Raw genomic sequence first — 16,928 nt, forward strand, 5'->3', positions numbered from 1 at the left:
ACCCACATAAAGCTTTAGGATATCGTTCACCCCGTGAGTTTATCGCGGAGCAAATTAACCAGTAAAAATGACCGATCTTTCGGGGGCAACTACAGCGCAGACGGGCGACAAATCATCACCTTTAAGTGACATGAATATTTGTTAAAGGTGATTATCAATTCTGGCTCTAATCACATGTGCAATCCCTGATACATTGCCCTGACCGTTACAGAGGAAAAACCGTCAAGGCAGATAAGCCTATCCCGCTCAATCGTAGCCCACGGATATAGCAAGGGATAGCTGCCAGAGTAATATTATGAAAGCGAGACGAACATGACGACTAAAACCCCGACGGGCCGTTCAGATTTCGACGAAGCAGCGCTTTATTTCCACCGCTACCCTAAGCCGGGCAAGCTGGAAATTCAGGCAACAAAACCTTTAGGCAACCAGCGTGACCTTGCGCTTGCTTACTCGCCAGGTGTTGCAGCGCCTTGCCTCGCCATTCAGGAAGACCCGTCACTGGCCGCTGACTTTACTGCTCGCGCCAATCTCGTGGCGGTTATCTCCAACGGTACTGCGGTTTTAGGACTTGGGAATATCGGACCACTAGCTTCCAAACCAGTGATGGAAGGTAAAGCGGTTCTTTTTAAAAAATTTGCTGATATTGATGTGTTCGATATCGAAATCGACGCGCTTAAAGTCAATCAGATGGTTGATACGATCAGCGCGCTGGAGCCAACTTTTGGTGGCATCAATCTGGAAGACATCAAAGCACCGGAATGTTTTGAAGTTGAAGAGCAACTTCGTGAGAAAATGAATATTCCGGTATTCCATGATGACCAGCACGGCACCGCGATTATTGTTGCAGCCGCGGTGATGAATGGTTTGGAGCTAGCAGGCAAAAAACTGAGTGATGTTAAAATCGTCACTTCCGGTGCCGGTGCCGCCGCTATTGCCTGTCTTAATCTGCTCGTTTCCATGGGGGCGAAGCGCGAGAACATCTGGGTCAATGATATTGACGGTCTCGTTTACGAAGGCCGCAACACCTTGATGGATCGCTGGAAAGCTGTTTATGCGCAAAAAACCGACCATCGCGTTTTGGCCGATGTGATTGGTGGCGCAGACGTATTCCTCGGCCTTTCAGCCGCTGGTGTTCTGAAGCCTGAACTCTTGCAACAAATGGCGCCGAACCCACTCATTATGGCGCTTGCTAACCCGACACCGGAAATTATGCCGGAAGAAGCGCGTGCAGTTCGCGCTGATGCGATCATCTGCACCGGCCGTTCCGATTATCCAAATCAGGTGAACAACGTTCTCTGCTTCCCTTACATCTTCCGTGGTGCATTGGATGTTGGCGCAACTGCCATCAATGAAGAAATGAAGATGGCAACCGTGATGGCGATTGCAGGTCTGGCACGTGAAGAAGTGTCGGATGTCGCAGCCAAAGCCTATCCGGGCGAGACACCAAGCTTTGGCCCTAACTATATCATCCCGTCGCCATTTGATCCGCGTCTCATTCTGCGCATTGCGCCAGCTGTTGCCAAAGCGGCAATGGAAACCGGTGTGGCCACCCGCCCGATTGAAGATATGGAAGCTTATATTGATAAGCTCAACCGTTATGTCTTCCGCTCCGGCCTGATTATGAAGCCAGTTTTTGCGGCTTCCCGTTCGGCCAGCAAAAAACGCGTGATCTATGCCAATGGTGAAGATGAACGTGTATTGCGTGCAGCACAAGTGGTGCTGGAAGAAGGCATTGCCATTCCAACTCTGATTGGTCGCCCAAGCGTTATTGAAGCACGTCTGAAGCGCTTTGCACTGAAAATCCGTCCGGGCGTTGATTTTGAAATCATCAATCCGGAAGATGATCCGCGCTATCGTGACTATGTCGAGCTGATGCACAAGCTGACTGGTCGTCAGGGTATCACGCCGGAAGCCGCACGCGCACTGGTTCGCACCAACCCGACCGTGATTGCCGCCTTGGCAGTCGTGCGTGATGAAGCTGATGCGCTGATTTGTGGCTTAGAAGGTCGCTTTGAACGCCAGCTGACACTGGTGAAGCAGATTTTGGGCGTTGAAGCACCATTGCGTGATCTCTCCACTCTCAGCCTGCTGATTTCCCCGCGCCAGACTTTGTTCTTCACTGATACTTATGTGAACATTGATCCAACCGCAGAAGAAATCGCCGAAATGACCATTTTGGCTGCAAAAGAAATCCGCCGCTTTGGCATTGAGCCAAAAGCTGCCCTGCTTTCGCATTCCAACTTCGGCTCGCGCGATTCCGAAAGTGCGGCTAAAATGCGTAAAGCCTGCAACATCCTGCAACAGATTTCACCGGAACTGGAAGTGGATGGTGAAATGCATGGTGACGCAGCCCTGTCGCAAATTCAGCGTGACCGTGTCTTCCCGAATTCACGCCTGAAGGGCGAAGCCAACTTGCTGGTGTTCCCGAATTTGGACGCTGCCAACATCACCATGAATGTGGTGAAGATGGTGACCGATGCTCTGCATGTCGGCCCTATCCTGCTTGGTGCTGCACGTCCGGCGCATATTCTGACACCATCAGTCACCTCACGCGGCATCGTCAATATGACAGCTCTGGCTGTTGTTGAGGCGTCGCAACGCGCCGCACAAAAATAAACCTGAAGTTGCAAAATGCAACTATTAGTAGTTAGTTAACTATAATATGCAAATATTCCCCCAGATTTCATTCATCGTTCTGGGGGAATATCGACGTGCAATATACTTCACGACTTTCAGTACGCATTTTTATTATTTTTATATTTCTACCAATAACCCTTATATTAGCGGGATGCGCGCAAACCAGCCAACCAAATAGCTGCACGGCCTCTCAAAAAAACGCACTCATCAAAGAATATAATCTACTCAGCTATCAGATTATTCAAAATCGCAGTGAACTGATCACTGCACATGAAAATATATTAAACTCTAATTGCCGAAGATCACCATTTTCAACGCAAGCAAAATCAGCATTCTGCGAACAGCAAATCTCAAGGATAGCTTCGCTTCAATCGACAATAGAAAAATTGCAAAATGAGGCAGAAACTTATCAAGCGGTGATTAATGGCGCAGCAATTGCGCACCCGCTATTAAGCAATGATGGCTGTTCTGTGCGTGATAGCCATCGCTATAATCAAAAAAACAACAGATCACTGCAGAACAATAAAAAAACGATTTCCGCCAAAACTAAAAAACAATCAAAGGCCGCGATTATTGAAAATAAAAAGAATAATCAACCAGAAAATCTGACAAAACACCCATTAGAAGATGTGGAATATAAAGTTTATACGCCACCGGCATCGGTAAAAATTACGCATGAAATAGTGCCGGAAACATTAGATAAACAAAACCCCGCACAAAGGAACGAACCGGTTAAATCTTTGTCATTCTCTCCGGTTTCAAAGTCACAAAAAAGCGTAGAGACAACTACGCCAACAGGGGCAGATCGCCCCTATCAGCCAGATCCGAAAATCAGGGTAATCGGGTCAGGGTTCTTTCCCGACCAAGAAGCGGTAACAGCTCAGCCAACTCAGGACCAGAATCCTTAAGCGTGAGCGCTAAACGCAGAGGCATGAACAATGTTTTGCCTTTGCGTCCGGTTTCAGACTGCACTTGTTTTGTCCATGATTTCCATGTGGTGTTGTCCCATGGTTCAGCCGGCAGCAGATCAAAAGCCGCACGTACAAAATCCCGATCTTCATCGGAGAATTCAGGCTTGTCGTTGAGATCACCAAACACGACCGGCCACCAGAGAGCCGCATCGGCAACGCGCTCAAGATTACCGCGCACCAGCAGCCAGAAGCTTTCTGCCTGCTCGCCTTCAATGCCCACGGCTGCCAAACGATCAGCAACATCGGCGTAAGTGTATTGATGAATCAAGGCACGATTTAAAGCATCCAGATCAGACGGATCAAATTTGGCTGAGGATTTAGATGTTGCAGCTACATCAACCTTTGTCGCAAGCTCGGCCATGGTTGCAACCGGCACCACATTTTCAGATGTACCGATCAACACTGCCAAGGACGCCACTGCCATTGGCTCATATCCGCTGTCACGCAGGCTGCCGATAGACAATGCACCGCTGCGCTTTGACAAACCTTCGCCCGATACGGTGGTCAGCAAATTATGGTGACCAAACACCGGCGGTCTGGCGCCAAGTGCTTCAAAAATCGCAATCTGCACACCGGTATTGGTGACATGGTCATCACCGCGAATAATATGAGTGATGCCCATATCAATATCATCAACAACGGATGGCAGCGTATAGAGATAAGTCCCGTCTTCACGCACCAGCACCGGATCAGACATTGAAGCCAGATCAACAGTTTGTGGCCCGCGCACCAAATCATCCCAATGCACTTCCGTGCGCCGGGTTTCAAATGGATTTTCGGCAAAATTTGGCAGCAAGAAACGCCAATGCGGCTTGCGGCCTTCAGCTTCAAAAGCGGCTTTTTCTTCTTCGGTCAACTTCAGCGCTTCACGGCCATAAACAGGCGGCATGCGGCGTGTAAGGCGAATTTTACGGCGACGTTCCAGCTCTTCCGCTGTTTCATAGCAAGCATAAAGAAGTCCTGCTTCTTTTAATTTATCGACAGCACGCTGATAGACATCAAAACGCTTTGACTGATATTCAACGCGTGACGGCTTGACGCCCAACCAATCGAGATCAACAGCGATTGCTTCCGAATATTCTTGTTTGGAGCGCTCAACGTCGGTGTCGTCATAACGCAAAACATAGTTGCCGCCGTTTTTCAGGGCAAACAACCAGTTAAACAAAGCAGGACGCGTATTCCCGATATGAATATAGCCCGTCGGCGACGGAGCGAAACGCACTGTAACAGTCATTTGATTTACTTTTCTAAAACGTCTCTATAGCGATTGGTAATCGGATAACGCCGATCACGACCAAAATTCTTCGGGGTAATTTTTACCCCCGGTGCCGATTGCCGGCGCTTATATTCCGCAATATACACCAAATGCTCAATGCGCTTGACCACTGCCGCATCATGACCGCGAGCAACAATTTCGCTGACACTCATGTCGCCCTCAACGAGACATTGCAGCATGTCATCCAGTTCCGGATATGGCGGCAGACTGTCCTGATCGGTTTGGTTTTCGCGCAGTTCCGCAGTCGGCACTTTGGTGATGATATTGACCGGTATCACCTCACCTGCATGCCCCAATGATGTGGCAGGCACATGTTTGTTACGCCACTCACACAGCGCATAGACACGGGTTTTATAAACATCCTTGATCGGATTAAAACCGCCATTCATGTCACCATAAAGGGTGGCGTAACCAACAGCCATTTCTGACTTATTGCCAGTGGTCATCACCATTGAGCCAAATTTATTGGAAAGCGCCATCAATATAGTGCCGCGCGCACGGCTTTGCAGATTTTCTTCCGTGACATCGCTTTCTGTTCCGGCAAAGAGCGGTGACAGCGCACTCAAAAAGCCTTCAACCGGCTCGGCAATCGGCACGATATCATAGCGGCAACCCAGCGCCTTAGCGCAATCGGCTGCGTCTTTTAAGGATTCTTCCGTGGTATAACGATAAGGCAGCATGATGCCGCGCACACGCTCAGCGCCAAGTGCATCAACGGCAATCGCTGCGCAAATAGCTGAATCCACGCCGCCCGAAAGCCCGAGGATCACATCCTTAAAGCCGTTTTTATTGACATAATCACGCAAGCCCAACATGCAGGCGGTGTAATCTGCCTCCAAATCTTGCGGCAGCGTTGCAATGTCACTTTGTGCGCAATGCCAGCCATCTTCACCGCGCGACCATTCGGTAACGGCGATTTGCGCTTCAAATTGCGGCATTTGCAGTGCAAGTGAGCGATCCGCATTAAAGATGAACGAACCGCCATCATAGACAAGCTCATCCTGCCCGCCCAGCTGATTGACATAAATCAGCGGCAGGCCGGTTTCGATCACCTGTCGCAAAACGACCTGATGACGCAGGTCTAATTTATCACGCTGATATGGCGAACCATTGGGCACCAGCAACAATTCAGCGCCGCTTTCAGCCAATGTCTCGGCCACACCGAGATCACCCCAAATATCTTCACAAATCGGAATACCAAGCCGTACACCGCGAAAATTAACCGGCCCCGGCAAGTCACCACTGGCAAAAACACGCTTTTCGTCAAACTCACCGTAATTTGGCAAATCAACCTTGAAGCGTTCGGCGATCACCGCGCCGCCATCAAGAACGACAACAGCGTTATAAAGCTTACCATCGCGCAAAAGCGGGGTGCCGATAACGACACCTGCGCCTTGATCTGCCGTATCTGCAGCAAGCTCTTTTATCGCCTGCTCACAAGCAGCAACAAAACCTGGACGCAACACCAGATCTTCAGGCGAATAACCGCTGATGAACATTTCCGTAAACAGCACAAGATCAGCACCGCTTTTCGCGGCTTGTGAACGCGCAGCGCGGGCTTTTGCCAGATTTCCGGCAATATCACCCATAACAGGATTGAGCTGTGCAATGGCTATTCGCAACATGGCAGGATTCTCATCAATGTGACTCATGAGAAATCTTTACCCCGCGCGCGCCATTGATGCAATTGTCAGCATCTGCGATTAGCTGAAAAGCAGATGCTGAGACTATGGTTATGACAACCAATATGTATTGATAAGAATATATCCCCAGGTGGTTGCCGCAACGATAATGGCAATCAGCACAGCCAATGAACCTGCATCCTTGGCAATCTGGATATTCTTGTTAAAATCGGTGGTGACAGCATCACAGGTTGCTTCAATCGCAGTATTGAGAATTTCAACCAGCAATACCAAAACCACTGCGCCGATCAGCACCAGAAAACTCACAAAGCTCGGTGCCAGAAAAAATGCCACCGGCAAAGCAAGCAGCAATAAAACCAATTCCTGCTGCACAGCCTTTTCATGGCGCGCCATATGGTTGAGAGCTCTCAGTGAATTGATGAAGGCCAGAAAAATACGACGCATTTCATATCCGTGTTTGCGAAATTTCAGCCGGCCTTTACCCGAAAAAGCCCTGCTCTGCCAATCTGATAGTTGAGTTGATATCTGATAATCTCTGGATAATCAGAATAGAAAAAAGGCGGAAAACTCATTTTCCGCCTTTTCTTATTTACTTTTAAGCGTTTGCCGCTATGGCGACCGGATTGGCATCGCGTTCATTTTTGAGAAGCTCTGCCAGCAAGAATGCCAGTTCAATCGCCTGATCTGCATTAAGGCGCGGATCACAATGGGTGTGATAACGATCGGACAGATCATCAGCAGAGATTGCGCGTGCACCACCAGTGCATTCAGTTACGTTCTTACCGGTCATTTCGATATGAATACCACCCGGATGCGTGCCTTCAGCCTGATGAATGGCAAAGAAGTTTTCAACTTCCTTCAGAACGCGATCAAACGGACGGGTCTTGTAACCACCGGCACTGATTGTATTGCCATGCATCGGATCACATGACCAAACAACCTTGCGGCCTTCACGCTCAACAGCACGGATAAGGTTTGGCAAATGGTCACCCACTTTATCATAACCAAAACGTGCAATGAGGGTCAGACGACCGGCTTCGTTTTCCGGATTGAGCAGGTCAATCAGACGCAGCAAATCATCCGGTTGCAAAGACGGGCCGCATTTCAGACCGAGCGGGTTTTTAATACCGCGGCAATATTCGATATGCGCATGATCAGCCTGACGGGTACGGTCACCAATCCAGATCATATGGCCGGATGTGCCATACCAGTCACCGGAGGTGGAATCCACGCGCGTCAGCGCTTCTTCATAGCCCAGCAGCAATGCTTCATGGCTGGTGTAGAAATCAGTTTCACGCAAATTGCGCTGGGCATCAGCATTGATGCCGATCGCCTTCATGAAGTTCATTGTATCAGAAATACGATTGGCAAGAGCTGCATAACGCTCGCCCGCAGGGCTGTTGCCGACAAAACCGAGCATCCACTGATGCACGTTTTCAAGATTGGCATAACCACCCTGTGCAAAAGCGCGCAACAGGTTGAGCGTTGCGGCAGACTGGCGGTAAGCCATATCCTGACGCATCGGATCAGGAATGCGCGATGCACTGTCGAAACCAATGCCATTGATAATGTCGCCGCGGTATGATGGCAGCTCAACATTGTTCAATGTTTCAAAATCGGATGAGCGTGGCTTGGCGAATTGTCCGGCAATACGGCCAACTTTTACAACCGGCTTGGAGGCACCAAAAGTAAGCACGACAGCCATTTGCAAAAAGACGCGGAAAAAGTCACGGATATTATCCGCGCCATGTTCAGCAAAACTTTCTGCGCAATCGCCACCCTGCAACAAGAATGCACGTCCCTCGGCAACATCTGCCAACTGCTCTTTAAGCTTACGTGCTTCACCTGCAAAAACCAAGGGTGGATAACTACGAAGACGGTTTTCGACATCAGCCAATGCCTGTGCATCCGGATAAGATGGCACTTGCTTGATTGGCATGTTTCTCCAGGAATGTGGGGTCCAGTTCTTCGTCATGTTAACACCTGTTATAAAAATTCGTAAACCTTTACGAACTCAAGTCCTCCTTTCACGAAAGCCCGAAGCTCCTCCTCGGGCACGCGTGATCGTGCTGATATAGTCTAAAGACGCGACATATACCAGCGCAATTCGTAACAGCTTGATATTTTGAGGCTTTAGCTTTGCCTTAAATACGCTCACCGTTCACCACCCGATAAGTCGGGTTATACATGGTGACAAACTCTTCTGCCGCCGACGGATGCACCGCCATTGTGCGGTCGAAATCATCCTTTGAAGCGCCCGCTTTTAAAGCGATGCCAATAAGCTGCGCCATTTCACCGGCATCAGGTCCCAGAATATGGGCACCAAGCACTTTGCGGCTTTTACCATCCACCACCAGCTTCATCAGCATTTTATCAGCACGACCCGACAGCGTATTTTTCATCGGACGGAAATGCGCACGGTAAATCTCAATCTCCGGATAGGTTTTGATCGCTTCATCTTCCGACATACCGACAGTGCCGATTTCCGGCTGTGAGAACACAACTGTTGGAATAAGATCGTGATCCGGACGGGTCGGATTGTCTTTATAAACCGTTTCAAGGAAGCACATGGCTTCATGAATGGCGACAGGTGTCAGCTGTACACGGTCGGTCACATCACCAACAGCATAAATATGTGGCTGCGAGGTGCGAGAATATTCATCAACAATCACCGCACCATGATCGCCTTTGCTTAAAGCCACACCAGCTTTATCAAGGCCAACACCTTCACTATTCGGCAAGCGACCGATCGCCAGCATCGCCTGATCAACCGTCAGCGTTTCACCATTGGACAATTCAACCGCCAGACGATCACCTTCTTTGCGCACAGCATTAAAGACGGCTTCAGTCACAATGCGGATGCCTTTGGCAGTCATTGCTTCACTTAAAAGCACACGCAGATCATGATCGAAGCGTGAGAGGATTTCCTTACCACGGTAAACAAGTGTCGTTTCAACACCAAGCCCATGGAAAATATTAGCGAATTCAACTGCAATATAACCACCACCTGCAATCACAATAGATTTAGGCAATTCGGCCAAATCAAAAGCCTCATCCGAGCTGATGCAATATTCATGCCCGGGCATTGAGGTATTGCGGTTTACGCGACCGCCGGTCGCAATCAAAATACGCTCTGCCGTCACACGCTGACCGGTACTCTTCAGTTCAATTGTATGAGCATCAACAAGTTCTGCACGGCTGGCAAAAATCTCCACCTTCGAACCTTCAAGACCTTTACGATAAAGACCTTCCAGACGGGTGATTTCTTTTTCCTTGGCATCAACAAGTGTGCGCCAGTCAAATGTGCTTGTCCCCACGCTCCAGCCATAACCGGCAGCATCGTCAAAGCTTTCACCAAATTGTGAAGCATAAACATAAAGTTTTTTCGGCACACATCCACGGATCACACAAGTGCCGCCCATGCGGTATTCCTCCGCAAGACCAACCCGTTTTCCCATAGCCCCCGCCAATCGCCCTGCCCGCACACCGCCGGAACCGCCGCCGATAACAAACAGATCATAATCATAGGTCGCCATAGTCAAACTCCACATTTTTTACTCATTGCTGCATATATAATAATGTGACCTGGAGCAAACTACATCATCATTCCTTTTTCATATAAAAAATGGAGTTTTCCTTCACTGGTACTGGCTATAATTTAGCCATATTAATGACTTAGCGTAACAATTACTGATTTGAAGAGCCTGATCTTCAATGATAATCATAGTTGAAAAACAGTTTTTGACCAATGTGCGAAATGATTTACGCCAACGAAAAACTGCGATTTGAGTTTAGGATACGGAACGAGCAGACTATTGTTATTTTAGCGAATCGTCCCACAATAAAAATAAAGAGAATATTCGCCATGAACCTGCTTGCTCCCGATAGTATTGCCACCCAGAAAAAGAATTTATTGCCAAACGGCCGCTTGCAACAAGTGGCGGCTTTGGTGTGGCGCGTTGAAAATGGTGAATTACAATTACTCACCATTACCAGCCGTGGCACGGGGCGCTGGGTTTTACCAAAAGGCTGGCCGCAGACAGGCCGTACGTTAGCCCGCACCGCCATGCGAGAAGCATTTGAAGAGGCCGGCATTCGAGGCGTGATTGATCCGCTGCCTGTCGGCACCTATGACTATGAAAAATACGACATGCCGCCTGACGCGATCAGCAGTTTTACTGTTGCCGTTTATGCGGTTGCCTTCACAGAACAAGTGGATCAATGGCCGGAACGTGGTGAGCGCATTCTGGAATGGGTTTCACCCTTGCAAGCCGCAGAACGGGTTGAAGAGCCTGAACTAAAAAAACTGATCCTTGCTTTTACGCCGGACACGTCACCAGCCATGGCAAAAGATGAACAATAATTTTTCTTATAATGCCTGATTTTCTCAATGAAGCCGGTTCAAACGGCTTCATTTCCGGCCTTGCCTGAATTGCAAGCTATTGGTCGCTATTTTTTATTATCTTCCCCACTATCCACATTTTCACCAGACCTATCCACAACATCTAGTGCGCGTTAGTTTAATTTAAACCAATGCTTGACCCCAAGCTCCGAGTCGTCTTTATAAGAAGAAGTTGGGTATCCAGTGATTTGCCGGGCGTTATCTTCTTCCGGCTGTTCTTTCGCAGACATATGTAAATTCAATCGATAATACGCGCTACAAAACGCTGTTCTCGAAACGATTTTTTATGTCTGCATTATGCTGTGCGCACAGAGAATATCTTTTGCTGCATATATGGCATCTGAGTGAAAAAACTGACTGGACACACAACATGTAGTACGTGTAAACTAATTAGACACCATTTGATGTAATCATCAGTGTCGAGTCATTTTCCGCGTACTGTACATGACTTATTATGAAAACCGTTTGCAACCGCATCAAGGCTCAAACGTTTTTCACAATAAGAATGCGTTTTTCTCTTTATTAATTGGAGTAAGCATTCTGAAATTATCTCTGGTCAAAGCCATTAGAAATGGCGATGGCCAAAGCTTGTTTTGAACCTTGAATTTAACAAGAGGGCTTGACCCCTTGTTTAGATCGCATGACACACGAACCGCACTATATGTAGTTGCTATAGCGCACAAGAAGTTGGATGGGGCAGATGAAGATCGAACGTCGTTTTACCAAAGAAGGCCAGTCGCCATACGCAGAAATAGCGTTTCGCACCGCGACCAGTGAGATCAAAAATCCCGATGGTTCAATTGTGTTCCGTCTTGAAGACATCAATGTCCCGGCGCAGTTCAGTCAGGTTGCAGCCGACATTCTGGCACAAAAATATTTCCGTAAAGCCGGTGTGCCTGCGAAGCTCAAAAAAGTTGAAGAAAACTCCGTTCCGTCATGGTTGTGGCGCTCGGTTGCTGATGAAGCAGCTTTGGGCGAACTGCCGGAAGCAGAGCGCTATGGCTCTGAGATGGATGCTTGCCAGGTTTTCGATCGTTTGGCCGGCACATGGACTTATTGGGGCTGGAAAGGCGGCTACTTCAATAAAGAAGAAGATGCTTTGGCTTTCCGCGATGAACTGGCTTACATGCTGGCAACCCAGCGCGTTGCGCCAAACTCCCCGCAATGGTTCAACACCGGTCTGCATTGGGCTTATGGTATCGATGGCCCGGGTCAGGGTCACTATTATGTCGATTGGAAAACCGGCAAACTGACCAAGTCCAAATCCGCTTACGAACATCCGCAGCCACATGCCTGCTTTATTCAGTCCGTTGCCGATGATCTCGTCAATGAAGGCGGCATCATGGATCTTTGGGTTCGTGAAGCACGTCTGTTTAAATATGGTTCAGGCACAGGTTCCAACTTCTCGCATTTGCGCGGTGCAGGTGAAAGCCTGTCCGGCGGCGGCCGTTCGTCCGGCCTGATGAGCTTCCTGAAGATCGGCGACCGTGCAGCGGGCGCGATCAAATCAGGCGGCACCACACGCCGTGCAGCCAAAATGGTTGTCGTTGATGTCGACCATCCGGATATTGAAGAATATATCGACTGGAAAGTGAAAGAAGAGCAGAAGGTTGCTGCCCTCGTCACCGGCTCTAAGATCGTCAAACTGCACCTGACCGCAATCATGAAAGCCTGCATCAATTGTGAGGCTGATAATAATGATTGTTTTGATCCGGCCAAGAACCCTGCCCTGAAGCGTGAAATCAAACTCGCGAAGAAAAATCAGGTTCCTGAAAACTACATCAACCGCGTCATCCAGTTTGCACGTCAGGGCTACACGGACATTCAGTTCAAGACCTATGACACCGACTGGGATTCAGAAGCCTATCTCACCGTTTCCGGCCAGAATTCCAACAATTCCGTCTCGCTGAAAGACGAGTTCCTGCGCGCTGTTGAAAATGACGGCGAGTGGAACCTGACCGCCCGTAAAGACGGCAGCACCATCAAGACCCTCAACGCACGCGAATTGTGGGATAAAATCGGCTATGCAGCATGGGCATCAGCTGATCCGGGTCTGCACTACAACACCACCATGAATGATTGGCACACCTGCCCTGCCGAAGGTCCGATCCGCGCATCCAACCCTTGCTCGGAATATATGTTCCTTGATGATACAGCCTGTAATCTGGCTTCCATCAACCTTTTGACCTACCGCAATGCAGACGGCACATTTGACATCAGCGCCTATGAGCACACAGCCCGCCTGTGGACTATTGTGCTTGAAATTTCGGTAATGATGGCGCAGTTCCCGTCCAAGGAAATTGCTACCCGTTCATACGAATATCGCACGCTCGGCTTAGGGTTCGCCAATATTGGCGGCCTGCTGATGACCTCCGGTATCCCTTATGATTCAGATAAAGGCCGTGCTATTGGCGGTGCCTTGACTGCGATCATGACCGGTATTTCTTATGCAACGTCAGCGGAAATGGCTAAGGAACTGGGCGCGTTCCCGTCTTACAAGCCAAATGCTGAAAACATGCTGCGCGTTATCCGCAACCATCGCCGTGCCGCTTACGGTGAAACTGAAGGCTATGAAGGCCTCTCCGTTAATCCGGTTGCGCTCATTGCAGCAGATTGCCCTGAAGAAGCAATGATCACCCATGCACGAGCAGCTTGGGACAAGGCTCTGGAGCTTGGTGAAAAGCACGGCTACCGCAATGCGCAGGCCACCGTTATCGCTCCTACCGGCACCATTGGTCTGGTTATGGATTGCGACACCACCGGTATTGAACCTGACTTTGCACTGGTTAAGTTCAAGAAGCTTGCCGGCGGCGGTTACTTCAAAATCATCAACCGTGCTGTGCCGGAAGCTCTGCGCACACTTGGCTATGCTGAAAACCAGATCGCTGAAATCGAAGCTTATGCAGTCGGTCACGGCAATCTTAATCAGGCAGCAGGCGTCAATCCTTCGACATTGCGCGCCAAAGGCTTTACCGATGAGAAAATTGAAGCATTGAATGCTGCATTGGCCAGTGCCTTTGACATCAAGTTTGCCTTCAACAAATGGACGCTCGGTGAAGACTTCTGTAAAGATGTGCTCAATCTCACCGACGAACAGCTGAACGATTTCTCGTTTGAAATGCTGCCTGCCATTGGTTTTGCCAAGAAAGACATCGAAGCTGCCAATATCCATATTTGCGGTGCAATGACGCTGGAAGGCGCACCATATCTCAAAGAAGAACATTACCCTGTCTTTGATTGCGCCAATGCCTGCGGCAAGATCGGCAAGCGTTATCTGTCGGTTGAAAGTCACATCCGTATGATGGCTGCCTCACAGCCATTCATCTCCGGTGCGATTTCCAAAACCATCAACATGCCAAATGAAGCAACTGTTGAAGACTGTAAGAATGCTTACATGCTTTCATGGAAGCTGGCACTCAAAGCCAATGCGCTTTACCGCGATGGCTCCAAGCTGTCACAACCTTTGAATGCTTCGCTGATTTCGGATGAAGACGACGAAGATGATGCAGTCGAAACCCTGATTGAAGCACCGGCAGCGGCCCGTGCCGTTCAGGTAACCGAGCGCATCATTGAAAAAGTGGTCGAAAAGGTTGTTCACGAACGCGATAAAATGCCAAACCGCCGTCAGGGCTATACCCAGAAGGCACTGGTTGGCGGCCATAAGGTTTATCTGCGCACCGGTGAATTCGGCGATGGCCGTTTGGGCGAAATCTTCATCGACATGCACAAAGAAGGCGCGGCCTTCCGTGCAATGATGAACAATTTTGCCATCGCAGTGTCGCTCGGCCTGCAATATGGCGTACCGTTGGAAGAATATGTGGAAGCATTCACTTTCACCAAATTCGAGCCTGCCGGTATTGTTCAGGGCAATGATGCGATTAAAAACGCCACATCCATTCTGGATTACCTCTTCCGTGAATTGGCTGTTTCCTATCTCGGCCGTCATGATCTGGCGCATGTCGACACCACAGATTTTGGCAATACCGCTTTGGGCAAAGGCATCAAAGAAGGTAAAACCAATCTCTTGGCAACCGGCTGGACACGCGGTTACAAGCCAACACTGGTAAGTGGTGACAGTAATCCATCAGGAGCTCAAGGTTCGGCTGGTACACAGACAACCCAGACTTCAAATGTTACGACGCTGAAAACCACAACAACCGCCACTGCAACGTCACGTACGACAACAGTCGGTCTGGTGAGTGATGGCGCAACAGCTTTCAAGCGTGACTATGAAGAACGTGCTATTCCGGCTGTTGAAACAACACCGGAACAGCCTTCAGCAACAGAATTGTTCTCCGACAAAGCTGCTGCCGATGCGGCTGCGGCAAAGGCCGAAAGCGCAAATTCTGCCAAGAAGCTGGAAGCTGACCGCCGCATGAAGTCGCTGATGCAGGGCTATACCGGCGACAGCTGCTCCGAGTGCCAGAATTTCACCATGGTGCGTAACGGCACCTGCCTGAAATGCGACACTTGCGGCGCGACAAGCGGTTGCAGCTAAAGCATGTCTCCCAAAAGTGGGCACCGGTTTTGGGACAAAGACATGCGTGAAAACAAAATATCAGAGCGAGCGCAGTGGATACAATTAACTGCGACACGCTCTAATAAACTTTAGCTTAAAAACACAAAAACCGGCTGATTTACATCAGCCGGTTTTTTTTATTGCTTAATAAAAAACGCACCATGATTTTAAAACCACGATGCGTTTAAAATTCAATGACTTCGCTCTTTAGATAATAAAATCAGCCAAAACCTGATTGTCGGTAATATCTTCATAAGCCCAGCCCGACGCATCAAATTTTTCAATCAATCTGTCGAAATTTTCGGCATCTTTGGTTTCAATACCGATCAGCACCGAACCAAAGTTGCGCGCCGATTTTTTCAAATATTCAAAACGCGCCACGTCATCATCAGGCCCCAACAGATCAAGAAATGTGCGCAAAGCGCCGGGACGCTGCGGAAAGCGGAAGATGAAATATTTCTTCAAGCCTTTGTAACGCATGGCGCGTTCGCGCACATCCGGCAGGCGTTCAAAATCAAAATTACCGCCAGACACGACAATCACAATTTTTTTGCCCTTAAGCTCTGCCTTGTCAAAACCTTTAAGCGCATCAATGCCAAGCGCGCCTGCTGGTTCCAGCACAACACCCTCAATATTCAGCATATCAATCATCGTTGCGCAGAGGCGGTTTTCAGGCACTGTCAGCACCTGATTGACGCTAAACTGCTGCAAATATTTAAAGTTTTCTGCACCAAGCTCTGCAACAGCAGCACCATCGACAAAGTTATCGACCTTTTTCAGTTTGATGCGTTCACCGGCAATCAGGCTTGCTTTCAAGCTGGATGCACCATCCGGCTCAACGAAATAAAATGCTGTCGGCCAGCCAAGATCAGTCAAATAATGCGTCACGCCGGCAGACAAACCACCGCCACCGACTGGCAGCAAAACCATGTCCGGCTTAACACCATAAGGCAATTGCATGGCAATTTCATGCGCCACACTTGCCTGCCCCTCAATAATCGCGGCATCATCAAATGGCGGCACCATCACGCCGTTATTTTCGCGCGCATAGCTCTGCGAAGCCGCATAGCATTCGTCAAAAATATCACCGACCAGTACAATAGTGATGAACTCGCCGCCAAATGTGCGCGTCTTATCAATTTTCTGCTGCGGTGTGGTGACCGGCATGAAAACCACGCCCTTGCGGCCAAAATGACGACAAACAAAAGCAAAGCCCTGCGCGTGATTACCGGCAGAGGCACAAACAAAAACGGCGTTTTTATCAACTTTATCAAGCGCTGCACTGATGAAATTAAAAGCGCCGCGAATCTTGTATGAACGAACCGGTGTTAAATCTTCACGCTTGAGCCAAATTTCCGCGCCATATTTTTTCGACAAGAAATCATTAAGCTGCAAAGGGGTTTCAGGAAACAATGCGCGCATTGCATCCACGGCTTGGGTGACAGATTGTGTGAAGGCAGACATTGAAAAATCATTTTCT

General features: G+C 49.0%; 10 protein-coding genes. 4 read left to right on the top strand and 6 right to left on the bottom strand.

Annotated elements, in window-relative coordinates; all coding sequences use genetic code 11:
* Nucleotides 1–312 precede the first annotated feature (312 nt).
* Both FHS77_RS00005 and FHS77_RS00010 read left to right on the top strand, forming a co-directional pair.
* On the top strand, nucleotides 313–2,616 hold the full coding sequence (locus tag FHS77_RS00005; RefSeq protein ID WP_184218181.1) for an NADP-dependent malic enzyme: 2,304 nt from the start codon (nucleotides 313–315) through the stop codon (nucleotides 2,614–2,616).
* 95 nt (nucleotides 2,617–2,711) lie between these two features.
* Nucleotides 2,712–3,545, top strand: coding sequence for a hypothetical protein (locus FHS77_RS00010; protein ID WP_184218185.1), 834 nt, complete (start codon nucleotides 2,712–2,714; stop codon nucleotides 3,543–3,545).
* Here FHS77_RS00010 and gltX read toward each other — a convergent pair.
* From gltX to gor, 5 genes are all read right to left on the bottom strand, one after another.
* A complete protein-coding gene (gene gltX / locus FHS77_RS00015) occupies nucleotides 3,469–4,842 on the bottom strand; it encodes a glutamate--tRNA ligase (RefSeq protein ID WP_184218188.1) in 1,374 nt (457 codons plus the stop codon). The genes FHS77_RS00010 and gltX overlap by 77 nt on opposite strands.
* A 5-nt stretch (nucleotides 4,843–4,847) precedes the next feature.
* The gene (locus tag FHS77_RS00020) at nucleotides 4,848–6,509 is read right to left on the bottom strand and encodes an NAD+ synthase (protein ID WP_184219578.1); all 1,662 of its coding nucleotides are present in this window, start codon (nucleotides 6,507–6,509) and stop codon (nucleotides 4,848–4,850) included.
* 108 nt (nucleotides 6,510–6,617) lie between these two features.
* Nucleotides 6,618–6,971, bottom strand: a complete 354-nt coding sequence (locus tag FHS77_RS00025) for a diacylglycerol kinase (protein WP_184218191.1) — start codon at nucleotides 6,969–6,971, stop codon at nucleotides 6,618–6,620.
* A 151-nt stretch (nucleotides 6,972–7,122) separates the two neighbouring features.
* Nucleotides 7,123–8,502, bottom strand: coding sequence for a class II 3-deoxy-7-phosphoheptulonate synthase (locus FHS77_RS00030; protein WP_184218194.1), 1,380 nt, complete (start codon nucleotides 8,500–8,502; stop codon nucleotides 7,123–7,125).
* Between the two features lie 169 nt (nucleotides 8,503–8,671).
* A complete protein-coding gene (gene gor / locus FHS77_RS00035) occupies nucleotides 8,672–10,063 on the bottom strand; it encodes a glutathione-disulfide reductase (protein WP_184219582.1) in 1,392 nt (463 codons plus the stop codon).
* 329 nt (nucleotides 10,064–10,392) lie between these two features.
* On the opposite strand from gor, the gene FHS77_RS00040 reads away from it, so the two are divergent.
* Both FHS77_RS00040 and FHS77_RS00045 read left to right on the top strand, forming a co-directional pair.
* Nucleotides 10,393–10,890, top strand: coding sequence for an NUDIX hydrolase (locus FHS77_RS00040; protein ID WP_184218197.1), 498 nt, complete (start codon nucleotides 10,393–10,395; stop codon nucleotides 10,888–10,890).
* A 739-nt stretch (nucleotides 10,891–11,629) separates the two neighbouring features.
* Nucleotides 11,630–15,427, top strand: coding sequence for a vitamin B12-dependent ribonucleotide reductase (locus tag FHS77_RS00045; protein ID WP_184218200.1), 3,798 nt, complete (start codon nucleotides 11,630–11,632; stop codon nucleotides 15,425–15,427).
* Nucleotides 15,428–15,655: 228 nt separating this feature from the next.
* On the opposite strand, the gene ilvA is transcribed toward FHS77_RS00045, so the two are convergent.
* Complete coding sequence (ilvA, locus tag FHS77_RS00050) at nucleotides 15,656–16,912, bottom strand: threonine ammonia-lyase IlvA (protein ID WP_184218203.1); 1,257 nt, start codon at nucleotides 16,910–16,912, stop codon at nucleotides 15,656–15,658.
* Nucleotides 16,913–16,928 lie beyond the last annotated feature (16 nt).

Origin of the sequence: Paenochrobactrum gallinarii (genome assembly GCF_014205685.1) — a bacterium.
GTDB lineage: Bacteria > Pseudomonadota > Alphaproteobacteria > Rhizobiales > Rhizobiaceae > Paenochrobactrum > Paenochrobactrum gallinarii.

What these genes read in the sequence shown, in the direction of transcription:
- FHS77_RS00005 (WP_184218181.1), top strand. Translation starts at nt 313, where the DNA reads ATGACGACTAAAACCCCGACGGGCCGTTCAGATTTCGACGAAGCAGCG.
- gltX (WP_184218188.1), bottom strand. Translation starts at nt 4,842, where the DNA reads ATGACTGTTACAGTGCGTTTCGCTCCGTCGCCGACGGGCTATATTCAT.
- FHS77_RS00020 (WP_184219578.1), bottom strand. Translation starts at nt 6,509, where the DNA reads ATGTTGCGAATAGCCATTGCACAGCTCAATCCTGTTATGGGTGATATT.
- FHS77_RS00025 (WP_184218191.1), bottom strand. Translation starts at nt 6,971, where the DNA reads ATGCGTCGTATTTTTCTGGCCTTCATCAATTCACTGAGAGCTCTCAAC.
- FHS77_RS00030 (WP_184218194.1), bottom strand. Translation starts at nt 8,502, where the DNA reads ATGACGAAGAACTGGACCCCACATTCCTGGAGAAACATGCCAATCAAG.
- gor (WP_184219582.1), bottom strand. Translation starts at nt 10,063, where the DNA reads ATGGCGACCTATGATTATGATCTGTTTGTTATCGGCGGCGGTTCCGGC.
- FHS77_RS00040 (WP_184218197.1), top strand. Translation starts at nt 10,393, where the DNA reads ATGAACCTGCTTGCTCCCGATAGTATTGCCACCCAGAAAAAGAATTTA.
- FHS77_RS00045 (WP_184218200.1), top strand. Translation starts at nt 11,630, where the DNA reads ATGAAGATCGAACGTCGTTTTACCAAAGAAGGCCAGTCGCCATACGCA.
- ilvA (WP_184218203.1), bottom strand. Translation starts at nt 16,912, where the DNA reads ATGTCTGCCTTCACACAATCTGTCACCCAAGCCGTGGATGCAATGCGC.